Consider the following 21279-nt stretch of genomic DNA (forward strand, 5'->3'; position numbering starts at 1 on the left):
TAGGGAGAATGATATGAAGCGCCTTCTGCTTGTAGCGACGACCGCGCTGAGCGCAGGCATTGCCACGCCACTGCACGCCCAGACCAACAACTCGCAAACGCCTGTCCAGGCTGGCGATCAATCGGGCGGCGGCATCCAGGAAATCGTCGTTACCGCCCAGCGCCGTTCGGAAAGCCTGCAAAATGTACCGATCGCGGTATCGGCCTTCTCGGCGGATCAACTGCGCAGCCAGGGCGTTTCCAGCACACTCGAACTGGGTCGCTTCGTCCCCAATCTGGTGTCGATGAACAATACCGGCGTCGGATCCGCAAACGCCTTCTACCTGCGTGGCCTGGGCAATACGGAAACCATTCCGACCTTCGACCCGCCGGTCGGCACCTATGTCGACGAAATCTATCTCAGCCGCCAGAATGCCAATAACATCAACCTGTTCGACGTCGAGCGGGTCGAGGTTCTGCGCGGTCCGCAGGGCACGTTGTTCGGCCGCAACACGACCGGCGGCGCCGTCAACGTGATCCTGAAAGAGCCCGGCAAGGAATTCGGCGGCTTCGCGGAAGTCGGCTATGGCCGCTTCAACAAGAAGATCGCCCGCGGTTCGGTCGACGTGCCCTTGGCCGACACCCTTTCCATCAAACTGTCCGGCTATTGGCAGAATGACGACGGCTATGTGAAGAACGTCACGACCGGCCAGCGCATCAACGACGATGACGGTTGGGGTGCGCGCATCGGCATCCATGGTGAATTGAGCCCGTCGGTCCGCTGGAACGGCTCCTACGCGCATATCGTCGCCAACGGCGAGAATATCCTGAACTTCCAGTGCAATCCGGCCAATCCCTCGGACTGCAACGGCCGTTTCGCCACCACCGGCATTCCTTCGGGCAAGAGTTCGCCCAACTCCCCCTTTGCATCGCTGCCGATCAGTGGTCGCAAGAAATATTTCCTGATGGGCAATTATACGACGACCAATCTCGTCACGTCGAACTTCGAAGTCGACCTGGCGGAAAAGATGACGCTGAACCTCATCACGGGATTCGTCGCCCAGGACCAGCAATATGGTCTCGATTTCTATGACGGACGCAGCGGTCCTTCGCTCGCCAATCCGGTTCCAGCCGTGCGGGGTTATGAGCGGGGCGGGTTTGCGATCCTCAACGACGGCACCCACCAGCAGTTCAGCCAGGAAGCCAAGATCAATGGCAGCATCGCCGATGGGCTGATCGACTATGTCACCGGCGCCTTCTATCTCGTTGAACGCAATCGCACCGACTTCGCCGACACCTTCACCCTGTCGCCGACCAGCACGCTGGTGCTGGCGGATCGCATCCTGCGCAACAAGACCGAGGCGCTGGCCGGATACGCCCAGATCGATGTCAACGTCACCGACCAGATCAAGCTGACCGGCGGCATCCGCTACACCGACGAAACCAAGACCCTGCAGGTGCAGGACAACCGAGCGAGCTGTAATGACGGCACGATCGAGGCGACCTGCCTCGACACCTTCAATCTTGTCGGGCCTTCGGGACTGAAGATTCCCAACAAGCTGAAGACCAAACAATGGACGCCGCGCTTCGCGATCAATTACAAGGTCAATAAAGACATCCTGCTCTTCGCCTCGGCGACGCGCGGATTCAAGTCAGGCGGCTGGAACGCGCGCGCGACATCTGTCACGTCCTTCCTTCCCTTCGGACCCGAAAAGGTCTGGAGCTATGAAACCGGCATCAAATCCGAATGGTTCGACCGCCGCCTTCGCGCCAACCTCACCTTCTTCTACATGGACGTCAACGATCTCCAGACGCCTTCCGCTCTGGTCAATCCCAATGGCTCGGCCACCTTCATCACCCGCAACTTCGCCGACATGACGAACAAGGGCATAGAGGCCGAGTTCACTGTCGTGCCGGTCGAAGGGCTGAACCTTTACGTCAACGCCGGTTATCAGGACGCCAAGTTCAAGATCGATCGCAACGCGCCCGATTTTGACGAATATGGCATCCAGTCGGTCAATGCGCAGCAGAAGGCATGCCAGGCCCTGATCGCCGCGGGCAATATCCCTGGCGGCACCGGTACCACGGCATCCTGCGGCGTGGGCATCGTCGCCCCGGACGGCACCATCGCCGATCCGACGCGTGTGCCGAACTGGACGATCGCCTTGGGCGGCAACTACACGATGCCGCTGGGCGGCAGCGGCCTGTCGCTGGTTCCCTCCCTCAACGCCAGCTATCGTAGCAGCCAGGAAACCAACGCCGCCAATTATACGATCTACTCAGGTTCGATCACGGGGACCAACGGCACCTATCCGGCCAATCCCTACGGCGGCGACGAGATATTGAATGGCTCGTTCACCCCATCGGCCTGGTTCGTCAATGCCGGCCTGGCGTTGAACGGCGCGGACAAGAAGTGGCAGCTTTCGGTGTCCTGCACCAACTGCCTCAACAAGACGGCTGCCAACACGTCCCTGGCGAACACGCGCTATATCGACCCGCCCATGACCTGGGTGGCGCGCGCTCGCTACAACTTCTAGTAACCTCCCCGCCCGGCAGGACTGCAAAGCGCATCCTTGCCGGGCGGCAGCTTGGAATAGGTCCGAGATGTCGCGTTATGACACTGTAATACAAGGAAATGGTCCAGGCATGACGATCGCCACCGGCGCGCGCTCGGAATTCAGATTAGGTGCCAAGCCGCTCGCGGCGGCGTTGATCGGGGTCGCGTGTGGCGCGTCACCGCTGCCGTTCAACGTCCTGCCGCTGGTCATGGGGCCGGTCAGCGCGGAATTCGGATGGGATTTCGCCGCCACCAGCGCGGGCGTCACCGTCTTTGGCATCATCGCCGCATTGCTCGCGCCCTTTTACGGCGCGCTTTCGGACCGTTTCGGCGTCCGTCCGGTCGTGCTCTGGTCGCTGTTCCTGTTCGGCGTCGTCTTCGGCTCCTTCTATTTCCTGCCTGCTTCCAAGATCGGCTATCTGCTCTTCTGGGCGGTGCTGGGCGCGATCGGCATCGGTTCGACGCCCGTCACCTGGAGCCGCGCGATCAGCATGTGGTTCAACCGCCATCGCGGTCTGGCCCTGGGCATCATGCTGCTGGGCACCAGCCTGGCCGCCATGGTCGTGCCGCAGATCGCGCAAAGGGCCATTTCGGCCGGGGGCTGGCGGATGGCCTTCCCGGTCGTCGCGCTGCTGCCTTTGCTCGTCGCCATCCCCCTCGCCTTCCTGTGGTTCCGCGAGCCCCGGCCCGACGAACGTCCTGAAGGCGTGGCCGACGCGACCGGGACCATCTTCGGCATCACCTTGAAGGAGGCCATGGGCGGCGGCCGTTTCTGGATCCTCTTTACCTCGATCCTGCTGACCGCCTTCGCCTATGGCGGGGCGCATATCCATATCGCGCAGATTGTCGGCCTGCACGGTTTCTCCGCGCAGGTCGCCGCAAGCGTGCTGGGCGTGGTCGCCATCGGCATCCTCGTTGGGCGACTGCTCGTCGGCTATATGTTCGACCGTTTCTGGGCGCCGGGCGTCGCCTTCCCTGCGCTGCTGCTGCCCGCCATCGCCTGCTGGCTGCTGATGGGCACGAACGCGTCGCTCAGCCATGTGATCGTCGGCGGTTTCCTGCTGGGCTTCGCGGCTGGAACGGAATCCGACATCATCGCCTATCTTGCCGCCAAATATTTCGGCATGGCGCATTATGGCCGCATCTACGGCGTGCTCTATATGCCCTTCGCCATCGGCTCCGCCATCTCACCGATCGTCTACGGCATGGTGCGCGACCGCACCGGCGGCTATGATCTGATCCTTGGCGTGGCGATGGCCATGTTCGCGGTCGGCGGCGCGCTGTTGTTGGCGCTCGGCCGTTATCCCGACCTCAAAACGCTCCGTTCAGGAAATTGACGTGGAAATTCTCGCTCCCCAAGATGATCTCGCCCTCGCGGCGATCACCGAGGCCGTCGGCGCCGAAGCGCTGATCACCGACGCCGCCGAACGCGCCTATCATTCCCAGGACGTGTTCAGCACCGGCCCGACCGTCCTTGCCGTGTTCCGTCCCACCGACAAGGACATGCTAGCCCGCGGCATCGCGGCAGCGACGCAGGCGGGGGTGGCCATCGTCCCGCGGGGTGGCGGCATGAGCTACACCAGCGGCTATCTTGCGCCGGAGGCCGGGGCGCTGCTGATCGACACCGGATCGATGAACCGCATCCTCGACCTCAACGAGGAAGACATGACCGTCACGGTCGAATCCGGCTGCACCTGGGACAAGCTGCAACGCACGCTCAAGCCCAGGGGGCTGCGCGCGCTCGCCTGGGGCACGCTGTCGGGCATCAACGCCACGGTCGGCGGCGGCATGAGCCAGAACGGCGTCTTCTGGGGCGCATTGGGCGGCACGGTGGTCGACGCCGCGCTCAGCTTCGAGGTGGTGCTGGCCGATGGCACGATCCTGTCGACCGGCAGCAATTTCTTCCGTCCCTTCGGCCCCGACATCACCGGGCTGTTCGCCGCCGACTGCGGCGCGCTGGGCGTCAAGGCGACCATCACCCTGAAGCTGGTGCGCGAAGGCACCGCCTTCTCCTATGGCTCCTTCTCCTTCCCCGACGCCAATGCCTTCTTCAGCGCGATGAGCGCGATCGCCCGCGAAGGGCTGGCCTCCGAAAGCTTCGGCTTCGACCCCTATCTTCAGGCCCAGCGCATGAAGCGCGACAGCCTGACCAAGGATGCCAAGTCACTGGTCAACATGATGAAGGCGCAGGGCTCCGTCCTCAAGGCGCTGAAGGAGGGCGCGAAGGTCGTCGCCGCCGGCCGCTCCTTCCTCGACGACGTGCCCTTCTCGCTGCACCTGATCTGCGAGGGCCGCTATCAAAGCGCGGTCGACGCCGACATGAAGGCGATCGAGGCGATCGCGGTGAAACATGGCGGCAAGGCCATCGAAAACACCATTCCCAAGATCATGCGCGCCAATCCCTTCCCGCCCGTCAATTCGATGGTCGGCCCGGATGGCGAGCGCTGGGTTCCCGTCCACGGCTTCCTGCCCCACAGCCGATTGATCGAGGCATGGGACCGCATCCAGGCGCTGTTCGAGGCGAACAAGGCCGAGATGGAAGCCCAAGGCGTCGCGGCGGGCGCCATGCTTGCTGCTGTCAGCCGCTCCACCTGCCTGATCGAGCCGGTCTTCTTCTGGCCCGACGCGCTGGAGGAACTGCATTGCCGATCGCTGGAACCTAGCCATCTCGCCAAGCTCAACCGCTTCCCCGCCAACGCGACGTCGCGCGCCGTGGTCGACCGGCTACGCAAGGAGATCGTCCGGATTTTCCGCGATCTCGGCGCGACCCACCTCCAGGTCGCCCGCACATACCCGCTGGAAGAGGCCAGCGACCCGCGCGCCTGGACCCTGCTAAGGGCGGTCAAGCAGACCGTCGATCCCCAGGGGCTGATGAACCCCGGCAGCCTGGGGCTGTGACGCGATGAGCGCCGTCAAGCCCTATGCCGCCCTCGCGCTTCAGATAGCCGCCCGCTCGGTCGAGCGGCTGCCTGACCGCGCCGCCGCAACCGCCCAGATGCTGGCGATGATCGAGGAGATCGGCGTCAAGCTGCGCGCCTCCTCCGTCTTCATCCAGCAATATGGCGGCAGCCCCGTGCGCCTCGCGGTGCTGCCCGAATATTTCCTGACCAGCTATCCCGGCCGCATCTCGATTCCCGACTTCGCGGAAAAGGCGGCGCTGGACATGGACGGCCCGGAATATGAGGCGCTGGGCCGGATCGCCGCCGCGCAGGACCTGTTCCTGGCGGGCAACGCCTATGAACGCGATCCGCATTTCCCCGGCCTCTATTTCCAGACGAGCTTCGTCGTCGCGCCATCGGGCCAGGTCGTGCTGCGCTATCGCCGGCTCAATTCGATGTTCGCGCCGACGCCGCATGACGTCTGGTCGAAATATCTCGACATTTACGGGCTGGACGGCGTGTTCCCCGTCGCCCGGACGGAGATCGGCAACCTCGCCGCCATCGCGTCCGAAGAAATCCTCTACCCCGAAATCGCGCGCGCCCATGCGTTGCGCGGGGCGGAGATTTTCGTCCATTCCTCCTCGGAGGTCGGATCGCCGCTCGCCACGCCCAAGCAGGTCGCCAAGCGCGCCCGCGCGTTCGAGAATATCGCCTATGTCATCTCCGCCAACACGGCCGGGATCGAAGGATCGGCCATGCCGCTGGCGTCCGCCGACGGCAATTCGATCGTCATCGACTATAAGGGCAATCCGCTCGCGGAATCGAGCCCCGGCGAAACCTTCACCGCCTTTGCCGATGTCGACATCAACGCCCTGCGCGCCCAGCGGCGCAAGCCCGGCATGAGCAATTTCCTCGCCCGCCAGCGGCTGGAGCTTTTCGCCCCCGTCTATGGCGGGGAAACGCATCAACCCGCCAACAGCCTGATCGCCGACGGGGTGGTAAAGGTGCCCGACCGTGACCATTTCCTGAAGGTGCAGGAACAGGTGATCGACCGTCTTTCGAAGGATGGACTGATATGAAACAGGATGTACCCCCGCCCTATACCGCCGTCGCCCAGCATGCGGTCTTCCCCCAGCCGACCCATGACGAGGCGGCGCGCTACAATTTCCTGACGGCATTCAACAAATATCTGTCCGGATCGATCGGCGCGGGCAACAGGATCGCCTATGACACGCGCGTCCTGCCCGCTTTCCAGGCGGACCATGGCCGCGATCCGCAGGATCGTTTCGAAATCCGCGATGCGATGAACCAGGACCCCTGGCACCGCTACTGGTCGGCGCTGAAACGCAATTCGATGGAAATGCGCCAGCAGAACGGCCGTTCGATCACGCTGCGCCAGATCGATGAACTGAGCGCGAAGGTGCGCCAGTATAATGAGGGCCGCGAGACGCTCCAGCTCGATCCCGACCTCCCCATCCCGCACTATATGGATGCGGTCGACATCCACTGCATGCCGGGCAATTATCAGGGGGAGGAACGCCCCGGCGACATGTCGGCGGGCGCCAATTATGACAGCGGCCTCTTCGCCACCACCGCGGGCGGGCTGGGCGCGCTGTCGGACGGCGGCGGGCAGGCGCTGGTCGAATGGGTGCGCAAGGAGCGCCCCGACTGGCAGCCCCGCCGCATCCTCGATCTGGGCTGCACCGTCGGCCATAATATCGTGCCGCTCGCGCTCGCCTTCCCCGATGCGGAGGTGATCGCCATCGACACGGGCGCGGCCGTGCTGCGCTATGCCCATGCCCGCGCCCAGTCGCTGGGCGCGACCAACATCACCTTCATCCAGATGAATGCCGAGGATATGAGCCGTTTCCCCGACGGCCATTTCGACTGGGTGCAGACCACCATGTATCTGCACGAACTGTCGGGCAAGGCGCTGCCGAAGATCATCGCCGAAAGCGAGCGCGTGCTGGCGCCGGGCGGCCTCATGTTCCATCTGGAACAGCCGCAATATAGCGACGACATGCCGCTGTACGAACAGTTCATCCGCGACTGGGACGCCTTCAACAACAACGAACCCTATTGGTCGGCGATGCATGCGCTGGACCTGAAACAGGTGATGGAGGACGCCGGCCTGCCGCGCGACTGCCAGTTCACCGCCCGCGTGCTGGCCGTGGTCGACCGCACCATCTTCCCCGCCGCTGCCGAGGGCGCGGAGGAAGATCATGGCCGTGCCGCCGCCTGGAATGCCTATGGAGCGTGGAAACCCGAAGCATGAGTGACAATGACGTGGATTATATCGCCCGCGCAGGAAAGCGCGCCAAGGGTAAACGCCCCGACACGCTGCACGATTTCAACGCCGAACGCACGCTGTCCATCCTGATGGCGGTCGCGGGCGAAGTGGCGGTGCTCAAGGAACGGCTCGACACGGTCGAACGCCTTCTGGACGACAAGGGCACGATCAGCCGCGCCGATATCGAAGCCTATCAGGCGACGGGTGACGCCGCCTATGAGCGCGCCGTCGCCACCAAGGAATATGTCGCCCGCATCATGCGCGGCATGCAGCAGGAGATGGAAGCGATGCAGGCAGCGCCCGAACGGCCCACGGCCGAAATCAGCATCGAACTGAAGAACAGCTGATGCAGCACAGGACCATCAGCGGTCGCATCCGCTACACATCGAAAAAGCCCGAAATGCTGGATCGGGAGCGGGGCCGCGAATGGTTCAGCTTCACCCATCATGGCGACGGCAGCACCATCTTCCGCGCGCGCTGCGAGATAGAGGAGCCCGCCCCCACGGTGATGCGCGACATCGTCTATGTGCTGGACGGCCAGGGACAACCGCAGGATCTGCACGTCCACCTGACGGTGGGTGACGAGTATATGGGATCAGGCTGGCTCCACCACACGCCCGGCGAGAATGGCGGGCTGATCGAATGCGAAAGCTACGGTCCCTCCATCGGCCGCATTTCGCAGAAAATGCCCTATGCCGGACGGATCGACGGCTTTGGCACGCATCCGATTGCCGGCGATGGCTATACGACCCGCTGCATGGATGTGTCGAAGGGTCCGCATCGCCGCAAGATCCGCGTCTTCCTGCCTTCTCCCGACCATCGCGGCGCCACCCCACCTCTCATCGCCGAGGTGCAGATCGGCCTGGAATATGTCGGCGACGAAACCGTCACGGTCGCAGCCGGAACCTTCGACTGCCGCCATTTCCGCTTCATCGACGACGAAGGCCCCGGCATGGGCGGCACTCCCCACCCCCATTATGACATGTGGGTCACGGCCGACAGCGACGCCGTCTTCGTGCGGGGCGGCGTCGGCGGCTATATGCAGACCTGGTACGAACTGGTGGAACTGGAACGCTGAACCGCCTTCCTGGCCGGGGGCGTTGCATCACCCCCGGCTTCGATCAACCGCCCAGCGCTTCTTCCGAATAGGCGGCCAGCGGCAGCGCATCGCCGGATTGACGGATCAGCGCCTGCCTGCGGAAAAAGCGCAACAGGCCGCTTTCGCCCATGCGCGATGGCCCCAGCCCGCTTTTGCCGAAGCTCGACTTCTCGGCCTCCCAGACCAGCCCCGTCAGCGATCCGTCATTGATGGATACCCCGCCCGCATTCAGCCGCACCGCGACCGCCTCCGCCTCCTGCACGCTCCCTGCGATCACGGCGGCAGACAGACCGAATATGCCGCTGTTCGCATGGGCAACGGCCTCATCCTCGGTATCGAAGATCCTCACCGGAATGACCGGCCCGAACGTCTCCTCCTCCATGATCGCCATGTCCGGCGTCACGTCGACCAGAACCGTCGGGCGGAGGTATCGGCCACCGCCCAGCGTTTCGACCTGACCGCCCGCCAATAGGCGCGCGCCCTTTGCCACGGCGTCGTCGATCTGTGCCTGAACGATGCCCGCCTGCCTGCCGAAGATGAAGGGGCCGATGTCCCCCGCATGCACATCGGGATAGTTGAGCCGCGTGGCCCGCGCCTTGCGCACCAGCGCCGCCAGAAACGGCTCGGCGATGGCGCGGGCGACATAGACCCGCTCGATCGACTGGCAGGCCTGCCCGGTGTTCAGGACCGACGCGCGCAGGGCGATGTCCGCCGCCTTTCCCGGATCGGCGCTGGCCAGGATCAGCATCGGGTCCTTGCCGCCCAGTTCCAGGCTGGCGGGAATGAAGGCGCGCGCGGCGGCCTCCCCCACCTTGCGCCCTGTGGCGACCGATCCGGTGAAGGCGATGAAATCGACCTGATCGACCAGCACCGCACCTGTCGCGCCATCCCCTTCGATCAGGGTCAGCACGCCCGCAATCTCCGGCACTTCCGCAATGGCCGCCATCAGCGGACGGATGAAGCGCGGCGTCACTTCGGATGGCTTGATGATCACCGCCGATCCCGCCGCCAGTGCCGGAATCGCATCGATCAGCGCCAGCGTCAGCGGGAAGTTCCATGGGCTGATGACCCCCAGCAGCGCATAGGGCACCAGCCGGGTCGTGGTCGTGATCGTGGGAATGCCGGTCGGCCGATCCTGTACCTGCGCCGCCTTGATGATCGCGGGCGCGCTGTCGGCCCAGCGGATCAGCGTCCGGGTCATGGCATCGACCTCGATCGCGGAGATCGCCGCCCGCCCGGTATCCGCGGTCAGCGCCTCGATCAACGGGCCGCGATGACGGCCCATCGCTTCGGCCAAGGCACGCAGCACGACGCCCCGCTGTTCCGGCGACTGCGCCGCCCAGCCGATCTGCGCCTGCCGCAACCCCGTGGCGATCGCGGCGATATTCTGCCCGTCGAGCGGAGTGATGCTGTAATCCACCTGCCCCGTGCGTGGATTGACGACCGCCAGGCTCATTGCTGTCCCTCCCAACTGGTCACAATCTCCTCGCCGGTCGCGAACCATGCCTCGGGACGCGCGGCAAGGGTCTGGAGCAATGCCTCGAACGCGGCGATGCGATAGGGAAGCGCCATGATATAGGGGGTGATGTGCAGCGGCAGGACGCGTCCGCCATGATCGGCCGCTTCTTTCACCAGCCAGTCGAAGGCATCGACCATCTGCTGCGCATAGCTGTCCGCCGACTGCTGCTGCACGGTGATGATCTGCCGGTCCGACAGTTCATGGTTGAGCGGCAGGTTGACCAGCCCGTTGGCGAAACGCCAGGGCAATTCGTCATTCACCCAGTCGCAAGTGTAGCGCAATCCCGCCTCCTTCAGCAGCCGGGGCGTGTTCCAGCTTTCCGAACGGGCGATGGACAGCCATCCGGCCGGCCGCTTGCCCGCCGCCGCCTCGATGGAGGCGAGCGACTGTGCGATCAACGCGCGCTCATCGGCTTCGGGCAAAGTGCTGGCGATCGTGCCGTTCATGTCGGTCGAATGGGCGATGATTTCATGCCCGTCCGCCATGATGTCCGCGATGATCTGCGGATAGCGCTCGGCAATCGCGCCGTTGGTCGCGATGGAGGCCTTCACCCCCGCCTTCCGAAACGCATCGAGCAGGCGGTAGAAACCGACCCGCGTGCCATATTCCCGCGCCGTATAATGACGATAGTCGGGATAGCTCGTCTGCATGTGGCCGGGCGCCCGGAATGGCGTGTCCGACGGCGTCATCGGAAACCATTCGAGGCTCACGCACAGCCAGACCGCGACCGGCTTGCCGTCCGGCCAGGCCACGGGCTTCCGATCGAAGATCGACGACCAGGGATAAAGATCATGGTCATAGCCTTCACGGCGCTTGGGATATTCGAGATAGGCGGGATCAAGCGCCATGAGCGGCCTCCGCATAATGATGGTCGTAATAATGGTCGGCAATCTCGCCCGCCCGCGCGATCCAGGCGCGTCCGTCCTCCGCGATATGGCGCAGCACCTCGGCAAAGGGGCCGATGCGGTGCGGCTGGCCGATCAGATAGGCGTGCAGGGGAATGCACATGACCGTGCCGGACGTCTCCCCCTCTTCCGCAAGGCGTTCATATTGGCGGATCAGCGTGTCGGCATATTCGCGCGGCGACATATTGTAGACGAAGAAGCCATAATGGTCGTTGACCTCCAGACTATAGGGGATGGAGATCAACTTGCCCGATTGCACCTTCACCGGTTGCGGCTGGTCGTCATGATAAAGGTCGCAAGTATAGTCGAGGCCATATTCCGCGATCAGGTCCAGCGTGCGCGGCGTATGCGTCAGCGCGGGCGCCAGCCAGCCCCGGATCGTCTGCCCGGTCGCATCGCGCACGGTGCGGATCGAATCCTCTATGATCGCGCGTTCCTGCGCTTCATCCATGCCGTAGGTGTAACGGGTGTTGTAGATGCCGTGGCTGAAAAATTCCCAGCCGCGTTCATTGGCATCCTTCACCACGTCGGGATGATGCTGGCACAGCGCGACCGACAGCGAAACCGAGCCGGGAAAGCCATATTTGGACATGGCGTCCGCCATGCGCCAGTGCGACACCCGGTTGCTATGATCGCGATGCGCATAGCCCACGACATCGGGATGCGGTTTCGTCCAGCTTTTCCGATGCGGATTGGCCGGCGGGTCGATTTCATAATATTCCAGATTGGGCGCGACCCAGATCGCCACCTTCTTGCCGCCCGGCCAGACGATCTTGCTGCGGTTGCGATAGGGGACGAAGTCGTACAGTCCCGGATCGGCCTTCTGCGCCTCGCTCATCAGCGCGCCTCCAGCCAGTCGATCACCGCCTGCACCGGCTCCACATCCGCATATTTGAGCTGAAGATCGGTGAGGTTGGCGAAATGATAGCTTTCATGCTTGTCCGCGCAGGTCTCGATCGGAACGATCGTGCGGAACCCATAGGACAGCGCGTCGACCGCCGTGGCGCGCACGCAGCCCGACGTGCTGCCGCCGGTGACGACCACCGTGTCGACCTTGTGCCAGCGCAGATAGCTATTGAGCGGCGTTTCGAAGAAGGCCGACGGCATGCGCTTGGTATATTGCAGGTCGTCGGCATCGATCTCGCAACGCGGGTCGAAGGCATGGCGTTCGCTGCCATATTTGATGTTCTGGAGCGAATCCGGCGTGTCGGTGCGCGTGCCCCAGACACCCGCATCGCCCGCATCATCCTTGTACCCCACGCGGCTCCAGATCACCGGCATGCCCCTTTCGCGGGCAAGGCGGGATATGGTGTTGGCATATTCGATCTGGCGCGGGTCCGTTTCATAGGCCGTCTTGAACATGTCGGTCCGTGTATAGGCCTGCTGGAAGTCGACATTCACGATCGCCAGCTTCTCCCCGAATCCGAATTTGTTCCGAGCCGGATTCGCCATCACTTCCTCGAAAATCTGTCGCGCGGTCCGCCCGTCACAGACCATGTTCGTACCCAGCAGCACCATGTGAAACTCCTGCAAAATCGTGATTCGTACAGTAGTTTGCAAAAAAGACTTGTCGAGTGGAATTTGTCCGGACAAATTAGGCGGCATGACGATCACCCGCCACTTCATCCGCGTCGGCAACCGCCGCGTCCACTATCGCAAGGCAGGCTCGGGACCGACCCTGCTGATGGTCCACCAGAGCCCGCGCAGCTCGGCCGAATATGAGCCGCTGATGCGCAAATGGGCGCAGCATTTCACCTGCATCGCGCCCGACACGCCGGGCTTCGGCCAGTCGGACGCCCTGCCCGGCAATCCCGACATCGAGGCCTTTTCGGCAGCGCTGGTCGGACTGCTGGACGCGCTGGGTATCCAGAAAACGGCGGCCTATGGCTTCCATTCGGGCGGCATCATCCTGGTCGGCGCGGTCAAGCGTCACCCGGAACGCTTCACCGCGCTGGCGACCGGCGGCTACGCCGTCTGGACGCCGGAGGAAATGGCGATCTTCGACAAGGATTATCTGCCGCCCTTCCAGCCCAGCGGCTATGGCGAACATCTGACCTGGCTGTGGAACCGCATCATCGAACAGACCTGGTTCTTCCCCTGGTTCGACGTGCGCGACGGGGCGCGGATCAGCGTCGCCCATGACGATCCGGTCAAGACCGACGCGGTGATCCGCGACATGCTCGACAGCGGCGACGCCTACCGCGCGGGCTATGGCGCGGTGCTTCGCGCCCCGCGCGACATCCCCGCGACCGATGCGGAAACCATTCCCGTGCTGATCGCCGCCTATAATGGCGACCCCCTGCAAGCCCATATCGCCCGCCTCGGCGCCATGCCGCCGAGCTGGCGGGCCGAAGCGGTGGCAACCCCCGCCGATCTGGAAGATGCCTGCCTGGCGCATCTGCACGCCGCCGACGCCCTCCCCTGTCCCGCCATCGCGGAAAGCCAGGACGGCGGCTTTGTCCATGTGGACAGCGCCGGTTTCAGCGGGCTGATCCATTGGCAGGGCAATCCGGAAGCCGAAACGGTGCTGATCCACGCCCCCGGCCGCGCCGCCGAGCTGTTCGACAGCGGTGATGCGTTGGCGATCGATCTGCCGGGCCATGGCCTGTCGGACGACTGGCAGCCAAGCTTCGCGCCCGACATGGAAAGCTGGACGGCGATTGCAGCGGCCATCATCAGCGGGATCAGCAAGGCAAAAGCGCCAACGATCATCGGCGAAGGCTTTTCCGCACTGCTCGCCGCGAAGGTCGCAACGCAGGTCGGTGCCCGTGGCTGGGGCGCGGTCGACGCGCATCTCCCGCTGCCGGAAAATGCATCGCTCTGGGCGGAAAAGGCCATTCCGGACCAGACGCCCGACCGTCATGGCGCCTATCTCAACGCCGCATGGAACGCCGTGCGCGCGGGCCATTTCTTCTGGCCCTGGTTCGAGGCGAAGGCCGCCCATGCCGTTCCCTTCACCGCCACGGACATTGCGCCGGAAGCGCTTGCCATCGAACATCGCAGCCTGATCCGCGCCCGCGCGGGCCGCGCGCTGCTGGCAGTGCTGGCATCGGCGGATCGCGACGCGCTGATCGCCGCCGCGCCCGCCCCGCTCACATGGGAACGCGCCGACTGGGCGCAGGCCCGTGCCGACATCTGGTCACCACAAGGTTTCTGAAAGGGAGCATCAAATGGGAATTCGCGAAGACATGCCACTGCTCGCGCGCCATGAGGGCGTGTGGGACGGGGTCTACACCTATTATAATGCGGCCGGCGAGAAGATCGACGAGCACAAGTCGCGCCTGTTCTGCCGCTTCCCCGAAGGCGGCGAGTTCCCCTATCACCAGACCAACCATTATCTGTGGGACGATGGCCGCACCGAAGTCCGCGATTTCCCCGCCGCCTATCACGACAAGCGCGTATGGTGGGACAATGAACTGATCAAGGGCTGGGCCGCCGAAGTCGGGCTCGACGAATATAACCGCACCGTCATGCTCTACTGGCAGCGCCAGGGCGATCCCAGCCTCTATCTCTACGAGATGATCCAGCTTGCGGATGACGGCCTGACCCGCTGCCGCACCTGGCACTGGATCCGCAACGGCCTGCTGGAAACGCGCACCGCGATCCAGGAAAAGCTGGTCAGCCGCGACTGGGCGGCGGTGGAAAAGGAAATGGAGGCTCAGACTGTCTGATCCCCAGACCCTGTTCGGAAAAATCTGGGACCGGCACGTCGTTGCCGGTCTCGCCGGCGGCGCGGAGCTGCTGGCGATCGACCGGATCTTCCTGCACGAGCGGACCGGCGCTGCTGCCCTCAACAGCCTGAAGGCAGCGGGCCGCCCGGTGGCCGACCCATCGCGCGTCTTTTGCGTGATGGACCATATCGTCGATACCCGGCCGGGCCGGGGCGACCAGACCTTGATGCCCGGAGGACAGGCCTTCATCACCGAAACGCGGGCCGCCGCCAGGGAAGCGGGCATCACCCTGTTCGACGTGACCGATCCGGACCAGGGCATCGTCCATGTCGTCTCGCCTGAAATGGGTATCGTCCTGCCCGGCTGCACGCTGATCGCGCCCGACAGCCACACCTGCACGCAGGGCGCGTTCGGCGCGCTGGCATGGGGCATCGGCTCGTCGGAAGCCGAACATTCCATGGCGACCGGCACGCTGCGCCTGACCCGCCCGAAGACCATGCGCGTCACCTTCACCGGCACGCTGGCACCCGGCGTCACGCCCAAGGACATGATCCTGACGCTGATCGCGCGCCACGGCGCGGGCGGCGGCAAGGGCTATGCCGTCGAATTCGCCGGGGAAGCGGTCCGCGCGCTGGACATGGAGGGGCGCATGACCCTCTGCAACATGGCGACCGAATTTTCCGCCATGACCGGCATGATCGCCCCCGACGCGAAGACCTATGACTGGCTTCGCGACCGCCGCTATGCCCCCCGCGATGCGATGTTCGACCGGGCGGTCGCTGACTGGCAGACGCTCCCCTCCGATGAAGGCGCGCGGTTCGACATAGAGATCGACATCGACGCGTCAGCGATCGAACCGATGATCAGTTGGGGCACCTCGCCCGAGCACAGCACCGGCATTTCCGGCAGCGTGCCCGCCAATCCGCCCGAACGGCCGGTCGCCTATATGGGCGTCGAACCCGGCCAGAAACTGATCGGCATGCCGATCGACGCCGCCTTCATCGGCAGTTGCACCAACGGCCGCCTGTCCGATCTTCGCCGCGCCGCCGCGCTGCTGAAGGGGCGCCATGTCGCGTCGGGCATCAAGGCGCTGGTCGTGCCCGGCTCCATGGCGGTGCGCCGCGCCGCCGAGGCGGAAGGGCTGGACCGCATCTTCACGCAGGCCGGTTTCGAATGGCGCATGAGCGGCTGTTCCATGTGCTTCTATGCCGGGGGTGAGAGCTTCCCCGCAGGATCACGGGTCATTTCCTCCACCAACCGCAATTTCGAAGGGCGCCAGGGACCGAATATCCGCACCCATATCGCCAGCCCGGAAACCGTCGCCGCCAGCGCCATCGCCGGTTGCATCGCCGACCCGCGGGAGATTGCGGCATGAAGCCCTTCACCACGCTCACCGCCATCGCGGCGCCGCTGATCCGCGACAATATCGACACGGACGCGATCATCCCCTCGCGCGAGATGAAAAGCACGGGCAAGACGGGACTGGCCGAGGGGCTTTTCGCGCCATGGCGCTATCTGACGCCGGGCGGTCGCGATCCCGATCCGCAGTTCATCCTCAACCAGCCTGCCTATGCGCAGGCGGAAATCCTGCTGGGCGGCCGCAATTTCGGTTGCGGGTCGAGCCGCGAACATGCGGTCTGGGCGCTGGCCGAATATGGCATCCGCGCCGTGATCGCGCCGAGTTTCGCGCCGATCTTCGCGGGGAACTGCACGCGCAACGGCATCGTTCCGGTCGTGCTCGACGACGACGCCATTGCCGCGATCGGCCATGACGGTGGCCTTGTGACGATCGATCTGGCCGCGCAGACCGTGGCCCTTCAGGACGGCCTGCACTGGTCGTTCGAGATCGGGGCGGAAGCCAAGGCGATGCTGTTCGAAGGCCTCGACCCGATCGACCTCACCCTTAAAAGCCGGGCGGACATCGCCGCCTTCCAGACCGCCGACAAGGTCGCGCGCCCCTGGATCTACCTTGGAGACTTGATGCCATGACGCGCATCCACATCAGCGAAGTCGGGCCCCGCGACGGGCTGCAAAGCATCAGCCGGGTCATGCCGCTCGAAGCGAAGAAGGCATGGATCGCCGCCGAAGCCGCCGCCGGCGTGCCGGAGATCGAAGTGGGCAGCTTCGTCCCACCCTCGCTCCTGCCCCAGATGGCCGACACCGCCGAACTGGTCGCCTTCGCGAAAGGGATAGAGGGCCTCGCGGTCGCCGTGCTCGTCCCCAATTTCAAGGGCGCCGAGCGGGCCGTGGCGGCGGGCAGCCAGAAAATGTCGCTGCCCTTTTCCATGTCCGAAACGCACAGCCTGAAGAATGTCCGCAAGGATCATGCCGCCGTCCTTGGCGAAATCCGCGCCATCGCCGAACTGGTCGCCGCGCAGCCGCCATCGACGCGCCCCCATTTCGAGGTCGGCCTTGCCACGGCCTTCGGCTGCACCATCGAGGGGCCGGTGGACGAGGATAATGTCGTCCGCCTCGCCGCCGCCGCCATCGAAGCGGGCGCCGCCGAAGTCGGCCTGTCCGATACCACCGGCTATGCCAATCCCGCTCAGGTCAAGCGCCTCGTCCGGCGCGTCAAGGCGGAGGTCGGCGCCGACCGGCTCAACACGCTGCACCTCCACAACACGCGGGGCCTTGGCCTCGCCAATGCCCTCGCCGGGCTGGAGGAAGGCATCACCACGCTCGACGCCTCGCTGGGCGGGCTGGGCGGCTGTCCTTTCGCGCCGGGCGCATCGGGCAATATCGTTACGGAGGATCTGATATTCATGCTGGAAGCCATGGGGTGCCAAACGGGGGTCGACCTCGAAAAGCTGCTGAAGGTGCGCGGCATCATTACCGACGCGCTGCCCGGCGAACCCCTTTACGGCTTCACCCCGGACGCGGGCCTGCCGCTCGGCTTCGCGCAGGTGCCGGCATGACCGCTCCTGCACCTCTCGCCGGCCTGAAGGTCGTCGAATTCACTCATATGGTGATGGGCCCGGCCGCTGGCTCGATCTTCGCCGCGCTGGGGGCGGAGGTCGTTCGGGTCGAACCGCTCGAAGGGGACAAGACGCGCACGCTGCTGGGCTCGGGCGCGGGCTATTTCCCCATGTATAACCGCCACAAGCAGAGCGTTTCCCTCGACCTCAAATCGCCCGAGGGCATCGCCGAAGCAAAGGCGCTGGCGGCCGGTGCTGACATATTGATCGAGAATTTCCGTCCTGGCGCGCTCGACAAGCTTGGCCTGGGCTATGACGCGCTCGCTGAACTCAACCCGCGCCTCATCTATTGTTCCGCCAAGGGTTTCCTTCCCGGCCCCTATGAAAAGCGCACCGCGCTCGATGAAGTGGCGCAGATGATGGGCGGCCTTGCCTATATGACCGGCCCGCCGGGACGCCCGCTGCGCGCCGGGTCCAGCGTGATCGACGTCACCGGGGGCATGTTCGGCGTGATCGGCGTGCTCGCCGCGCTCGAAGAGCGGCACCGCACCGGCAAAGGCCGACTCGTCCAGGCATCGCTGTTCGAAACGACGGTCTATCTTGTCGGGCAGCATATGGCGCAGCTCGCCGTCACGGGTAAGGCAGCCAGCCCCATGCCCGCGCGCATTTCCGCCTGGGCGATCTACGACGTGTTCGAAACCAGGGACGATCCCGTCTTCATCGGCGTCGTCACCGATGCACTATGGGAAAAATTCTGCCAGCTCTTCAGTCTCGACGATCTCTGGGCCGACGAAAGCCTGCGCCGGAACAATGAACGCGTGCTCCAGCGCGATCATATCCTGCCGCAGATCCGCGCCCTGATCGGCAATTTCACCCGCGCCGAGGTGATCGAGCGGCTGGAAGGCACCGGCATCCCCTTCGCGCCGATCGGCAAGCCCGAGGACATGTTCGACGATCCGCATTTGCTGGCCACCGGCCTGCTGGAGCCGGTGACACTGCCCGACGGCCGGGAAACCCAATTGCCGACCTTGCCGATCGCCTTCGATGGAGCGCTGGTATCGCGGCCCGCCACGCTCACCCCTGCCGGGGCTGACGCGCGATCGAAATAAGCAACCGGCGGAGGAGCCCATCCGGACGACCGGGCTCCTCCGCCAGCCATTTCACCCCTCGCTTCCCTTGATCAACGCCATGCGCAGGCACTGGCAAACCACCTCGTCCCGCTGATTGACCAGGCGGTGGGTGAAGGTGACGATCCCCGCGCCAGGTCGGGACTTGCTGGGTTTGAGGTCCGTCACCTCCGTCTCGGCGCGCAGCGTGTCGCCGATGAAGACAGGCTTGGGCATCACCAGCTTGTCATAGCCGAGATTGGCGACCAGCGTGCCCAGCGTCGTGTCGCCGACCGACAGGCCGACCATCAATGAGAAGGTGAAGGTGCCGTTGACCAGAATCTGACCGAATTCGCTCGCCTTCGCCGCTTCCAGATCGATGTGCAGCGGCTGCGGATTATGCGTCATCGTCGAGAAGAGGAGATTGTCCGTCTCCGTCACCGTACGGCGGATTTCATGGCGCAGCGTTTCACCGATCGTCCACTGATCAAAATACTTGCCAGCCATCAGGCGGTTTCCTCCCTCTCGATCTTCACCAGCAACGCGCCTTCGCTCACCTGCCCGCCTTCGCTGGCGTTGAGTTCGGCGATCGTGCCGTCGAAGGGCGCGACCAGGCTGTGCTCCATCTTCATGGCTTCCAGCGTCAGCAGCTTTTGGCCCTTGGTCACGGCGTCGCCCGCCGCCACGACAACGGCGATGATGCGGCCGGGCATGGGCGAGAGGATCGCACCGTCAGACGCGTCGCCACCCGCGGTGCCACTGGCACGCCACGGCGTCAAGCGCCAGACCTGCCCGCCCTCGGCCACCAGGACATCCTCCCCGGCCTCCTCCCCGGCCTCGCCGCCTGCGCGCGGGTCATAAGCGATCGTCACCGCCTCGCCATCCAGCAGGAAACTGCCCGTCGCATGCACCGGCGCGTTGAGGCGGAATCCTGCCAGCGCACCGCCCCGCGTCAGGCTGCCGGCGGCATCCGCCAGCGCTTCCCCGCTCGGCCGGGCAGGCGGCATCAGCGCATCGCCTTCGCGCCCGATCAGCCCGGTATCCAGCCGCGCCGCAACGAAATCCGGATGCTCCAGCGCCTTTACCAGGAAGCCCGCATTGGTCTTGAGCGGCCAGACGGCGCTGTCGTCCAATGCCCCGGCCAAAGCGGAGCGCGCTGCGTCGCGGGTCGGGCCATGAGCAATGACCTTTGCGATCATCGGATCATAGAAGGGGGATATTTCCGCGCCCTGTTCAACCCCGGTATCGATGCGGCAGCCTTCGCCCAGCTCAAACAGGTCGAGCCTGCCGATGGAGGGCAGAAAGCCCTTGGCCGGGTCCTCGGCATAGAGGCGCGCCTCCATGGCCCAGCCGTTGATCGACAACTCATCCTGCGTCTTGGGAAGCGGCTCGCCCGATGCGACGCGCAATTGCCATTCGACCAGATCCTGCCCGGTGATCTCCTCGGTCACGGGATGCTCGACCTGCAATCGCGTGTTCATCTCCATGAACCAGATGCGATCGGCCTTCAGCCCTTCCGACCCGTCGGCGATGAATTCGATCGTGCCCGCCCCGACATAATCGACCGCTTTCGCCGCATTGACCGCCGCGCGGCAGACCGCCGCCCGCGTCTGCGCATCCATGCCGGGCGCCGGGGCTTCCTCGATCACCTTCTGATGGCGCCGCTGGAGCGAACAGTCGCGCTCGAACAGGTGCACGACATTGCCATGGCTGTCGCCGAACACCTGCACCTCTATATGGCGCGGATTGGTGACCCATTTTTCCAGCAGCACCTGATCATTGCCGAAGCTCGACGCCGCCTCGCGCTGGCAGGAGAGCAGCGCGTCGGCGAAATCCGCGGCGCTGTCGACCTTGCGCATGCCCTTGCCGCCGCCGCCTGCGACCGCCTTGATGAGCACCGGATAGCCGATCGCGTCAGCCTCCGTCTTGAGGCGCTCGGGGCTCTGGTCGTCGCCCAGATAGCCGGGAGTGGTGGGCACGCCCGCATCCTGCATCAGCTTCTTGGCCGCATCCTTCAGACCCATGGCCGTGATCGAGGAGGGATTGGGACCGACCCAGATCAGGCCCGCATCGATCACCGCCTGCGCGAACTCGGCATTTTCCGAAAGGAAGCCATAGCCGGGATGGATCGCCTCCGCCCCGCTGGCCTTCGCGGCGGCGATGATCTTGTCACCGACCAGATAGGATTCGCGCACGGGCGAGGGACCGATATGCACCGCCTCGTCGGCCGAGCGGACATGCAGCGCATCGGCATCGGCATCTGAATAGACCGCCACTGTGCGGACACCCATCCGCCGTGCGGTACGGATGATCCGGCAGGCGATTTCGCCGCGATTGGCGATGAGGAGAGATTGGATCAT

At 64.7% G+C, this 21279-nt stretch carries 19 protein-coding genes; 13 read left to right on the plus strand and 6 right to left on the minus strand.

What is annotated here, in order from left to right:
- The first annotated feature begins 13 nt into the window (after positions 1–13).
- The 7 genes from CAF53_RS21235 (at position 14) to CAF53_RS21265 (ending at position 8782) form a co-directional block, all read left to right on the plus strand.
- Positions 14–2515 (plus strand): TonB-dependent receptor, encoded by a 2502-nt coding sequence (locus tag CAF53_RS21235; RefSeq protein ID WP_100239490.1) that lies wholly within the window; start codon positions 14–16, stop codon positions 2513–2515.
- Positions 2516–2624: 109 nt separating this feature from the next.
- The gene (locus tag CAF53_RS21240; protein ID WP_199797860.1) at positions 2625–3872 is read left to right on the plus strand and encodes an MFS transporter; all 1248 of its coding nucleotides are present in this window, start codon (positions 2625–2627) and stop codon (positions 3870–3872) included.
- Between the two features lies 1 nt (position 3873).
- A complete protein-coding gene (locus tag CAF53_RS21245) occupies positions 3874–5433 on the plus strand; it encodes an FAD-binding oxidoreductase (protein WP_100239491.1) in 1560 nt (519 codons plus the stop codon).
- A gap of 4 nt (positions 5434–5437) precedes the next feature.
- The gene (locus CAF53_RS21250; RefSeq protein ID WP_100239492.1) at positions 5438–6493 is read left to right on the plus strand and encodes a nitrilase-related carbon-nitrogen hydrolase; all 1056 of its coding nucleotides are present in this window, start codon (positions 5438–5440) and stop codon (positions 6491–6493) included.
- Positions 6490–7689: a class I SAM-dependent methyltransferase gene (locus CAF53_RS21255; protein ID WP_100239493.1), complete on the plus strand. Its 1200-nt coding sequence runs from the start codon at positions 6490–6492 to the stop codon at positions 7687–7689. The genes CAF53_RS21250 and CAF53_RS21255 overlap by 4 nt, the downstream gene beginning before the upstream one ends.
- Positions 7686–8051 (plus strand): hypothetical protein, encoded by a 366-nt coding sequence (locus CAF53_RS21260; RefSeq protein WP_242443549.1) that lies wholly within the window; start codon positions 7686–7688, stop codon positions 8049–8051. Before CAF53_RS21255 ends, CAF53_RS21260 begins: the two co-directional genes overlap by 4 nt.
- Positions 8051–8782: a hypothetical protein gene (locus tag CAF53_RS21265; protein ID WP_046765192.1), complete on the plus strand. Its 732-nt coding sequence runs from the start codon at positions 8051–8053 to the stop codon at positions 8780–8782. Before CAF53_RS21260 ends, CAF53_RS21265 begins: the two co-directional genes overlap by 1 nt.
- 43 nt (positions 8783–8825) lie before the next feature.
- On the opposite strand, the gene CAF53_RS21270 is transcribed toward CAF53_RS21265, so the two are convergent.
- Genes CAF53_RS21270 through CAF53_RS21285 form a run of 4 tightly spaced genes read right to left on the minus strand, consistent with a single transcriptional unit; the run spans position 8826 to position 12745 of the window.
- On the minus strand, positions 8826–10259 hold the full coding sequence (locus tag CAF53_RS21270) for an aldehyde dehydrogenase family protein (RefSeq protein WP_100239494.1): 1434 nt from the start codon (positions 10257–10259) through the stop codon (positions 8826–8828).
- Positions 10256–11170 carry a polysaccharide deacetylase family protein gene (locus CAF53_RS21275; RefSeq protein WP_046765190.1) on the minus strand — a complete coding sequence of 305 codons (915 nt, stop codon included), beginning with the start codon at positions 11168–11170 and terminating at the stop codon, positions 10256–10258. The genes CAF53_RS21270 and CAF53_RS21275 overlap by 4 nt, the downstream gene beginning before the upstream one ends.
- Positions 11160–12065 carry a polysaccharide deacetylase family protein gene (locus CAF53_RS21280; RefSeq protein ID WP_100239495.1) on the minus strand — a complete coding sequence of 302 codons (906 nt, stop codon included), beginning with the start codon at positions 12063–12065 and terminating at the stop codon, positions 11160–11162. The genes CAF53_RS21275 and CAF53_RS21280 overlap by 11 nt, the downstream gene beginning before the upstream one ends.
- Positions 12065–12745, minus strand: coding sequence for an isochorismatase family protein (locus tag CAF53_RS21285; protein WP_100239496.1), 681 nt, complete (start codon positions 12743–12745; stop codon positions 12065–12067). The genes CAF53_RS21280 and CAF53_RS21285 overlap by 1 nt, the downstream gene beginning before the upstream one ends.
- 85 nt (positions 12746–12830) lie before the next feature.
- Here CAF53_RS21285 and CAF53_RS21290 point away from each other — a divergent pair, with 85 nt between their 5' ends.
- The 6 genes from CAF53_RS21290 to CAF53_RS21315 are packed head-to-tail and all read left to right on the plus strand — an operon-like array spanning position 12831 to position 18922.
- Positions 12831–14384 carry an alpha/beta fold hydrolase gene (locus CAF53_RS21290; protein WP_100239497.1) on the plus strand — a complete coding sequence of 518 codons (1554 nt, stop codon included), beginning with the start codon at positions 12831–12833 and terminating at the stop codon, positions 14382–14384.
- Positions 14385–14397: 13 nt separating this feature from the next.
- A complete protein-coding gene (locus tag CAF53_RS21295; RefSeq protein WP_100239498.1) occupies positions 14398–14898 on the plus strand; it encodes a DUF3598 domain-containing protein in 501 nt (166 codons plus the stop codon).
- Positions 14891–16273: a 3-isopropylmalate dehydratase large subunit gene (locus CAF53_RS21300; RefSeq protein WP_242443563.1), complete on the plus strand. Its 1383-nt coding sequence runs from the start codon at positions 14891–14893 to the stop codon at positions 16271–16273. Before CAF53_RS21295 ends, CAF53_RS21300 begins: the two co-directional genes overlap by 8 nt.
- Complete coding sequence (gene leuD, locus CAF53_RS21305; protein WP_100239500.1) at positions 16270–16887, plus strand: 3-isopropylmalate dehydratase small subunit; 618 nt, start codon at positions 16270–16272, stop codon at positions 16885–16887. Before CAF53_RS21300 ends, leuD begins: the two co-directional genes overlap by 4 nt.
- Complete coding sequence (locus CAF53_RS21310; RefSeq protein WP_100239501.1) at positions 16884–17813, plus strand: hydroxymethylglutaryl-CoA lyase; 930 nt, start codon at positions 16884–16886, stop codon at positions 17811–17813. The genes leuD and CAF53_RS21310 overlap by 4 nt, the downstream gene beginning before the upstream one ends.
- Positions 17810–18922 carry a CoA transferase gene (locus tag CAF53_RS21315; protein ID WP_100239502.1) on the plus strand — a complete coding sequence of 371 codons (1113 nt, stop codon included), beginning with the start codon at positions 17810–17812 and terminating at the stop codon, positions 18920–18922. The genes CAF53_RS21310 and CAF53_RS21315 overlap by 4 nt, the downstream gene beginning before the upstream one ends.
- Positions 18923–18973: 51 nt before the next feature.
- Here CAF53_RS21315 and CAF53_RS21320 read toward each other — a convergent pair whose 3' ends face one another.
- Positions 18974–19426 carry a MaoC family dehydratase gene (locus CAF53_RS21320; RefSeq protein ID WP_046765182.1) on the minus strand — a complete coding sequence of 151 codons (453 nt, stop codon included), beginning with the start codon at positions 19424–19426 and terminating at the stop codon, positions 18974–18976.
- Positions 19426–21279 (minus strand): acetyl/propionyl/methylcrotonyl-CoA carboxylase subunit alpha, encoded by a 1854-nt coding sequence (locus CAF53_RS21325; protein ID WP_100239601.1) that lies wholly within the window; start codon positions 21277–21279, stop codon positions 19426–19428. Before CAF53_RS21325 ends, CAF53_RS21320 begins: the two co-directional genes overlap by 1 nt.

It is taken from the genome of Sphingobium sp. LB126 (assembly GCF_002795205.1).
GTDB lineage: Bacteria > Pseudomonadota > Alphaproteobacteria > Sphingomonadales > Sphingomonadaceae > Sphingobium > Sphingobium chungbukense.

What these genes read in the sequence shown, in the direction of transcription:
- CAF53_RS21235 (WP_100239490.1), top strand. Translation starts at nt 14, where the DNA reads ATGAAGCGCCTTCTGCTTGTAGCGACGACCGCGCTGAGCGCAGGCATT.
- CAF53_RS21240 (WP_199797860.1), top strand. Translation starts at nt 2,625, where the DNA reads ATGACGATCGCCACCGGCGCGCGCTCGGAATTCAGATTAGGTGCCAAG.
- CAF53_RS21250 (WP_100239492.1), top strand. Translation starts at nt 5,438, where the DNA reads ATGAGCGCCGTCAAGCCCTATGCCGCCCTCGCGCTTCAGATAGCCGCC.
- CAF53_RS21255 (WP_100239493.1), top strand. Translation starts at nt 6,490, where the DNA reads ATGAAACAGGATGTACCCCCGCCCTATACCGCCGTCGCCCAGCATGCG.
- CAF53_RS21260 (WP_242443549.1), top strand. Translation starts at nt 7,686, where the DNA reads ATGAGTGACAATGACGTGGATTATATCGCCCGCGCAGGAAAGCGCGCC.
- CAF53_RS21265 (WP_046765192.1), top strand. Translation starts at nt 8,051, where the DNA reads ATGCAGCACAGGACCATCAGCGGTCGCATCCGCTACACATCGAAAAAG.
- CAF53_RS21270 (WP_100239494.1), bottom strand. Translation starts at nt 10,259, where the DNA reads ATGAGCCTGGCGGTCGTCAATCCACGCACGGGGCAGGTGGATTACAGC.
- CAF53_RS21275 (WP_046765190.1), bottom strand. Translation starts at nt 11,170, where the DNA reads ATGGCGCTTGATCCCGCCTATCTCGAATATCCCAAGCGCCGTGAAGGC.
- CAF53_RS21280 (WP_100239495.1), bottom strand. Translation starts at nt 12,065, where the DNA reads ATGAGCGAGGCGCAGAAGGCCGATCCGGGACTGTACGACTTCGTCCCC.
- CAF53_RS21285 (WP_100239496.1), bottom strand. Translation starts at nt 12,745, where the DNA reads ATGGTGCTGCTGGGTACGAACATGGTCTGTGACGGGCGGACCGCGCGA.
- CAF53_RS21290 (WP_100239497.1), top strand. Translation starts at nt 12,831, where the DNA reads ATGACGATCACCCGCCACTTCATCCGCGTCGGCAACCGCCGCGTCCAC.
- CAF53_RS21295 (WP_100239498.1), top strand. Translation starts at nt 14,398, where the DNA reads ATGGGAATTCGCGAAGACATGCCACTGCTCGCGCGCCATGAGGGCGTG.
- leuD (WP_100239500.1), top strand. Translation starts at nt 16,270, where the DNA reads ATGAAGCCCTTCACCACGCTCACCGCCATCGCGGCGCCGCTGATCCGC.
- CAF53_RS21310 (WP_100239501.1), top strand. Translation starts at nt 16,884, where the DNA reads ATGACGCGCATCCACATCAGCGAAGTCGGGCCCCGCGACGGGCTGCAA.
- CAF53_RS21315 (WP_100239502.1), top strand. Translation starts at nt 17,810, where the DNA reads ATGACCGCTCCTGCACCTCTCGCCGGCCTGAAGGTCGTCGAATTCACT.
- CAF53_RS21320 (WP_046765182.1), bottom strand. Translation starts at nt 19,426, where the DNA reads ATGGCTGGCAAGTATTTTGATCAGTGGACGATCGGTGAAACGCTGCGC.
- CAF53_RS21325 (WP_100239601.1), bottom strand. Translation starts at nt 21,279, where the DNA reads ATGATCCAATCTCTCCTCATCGCCAATCGCGGCGAAATCGCCTGCCGG.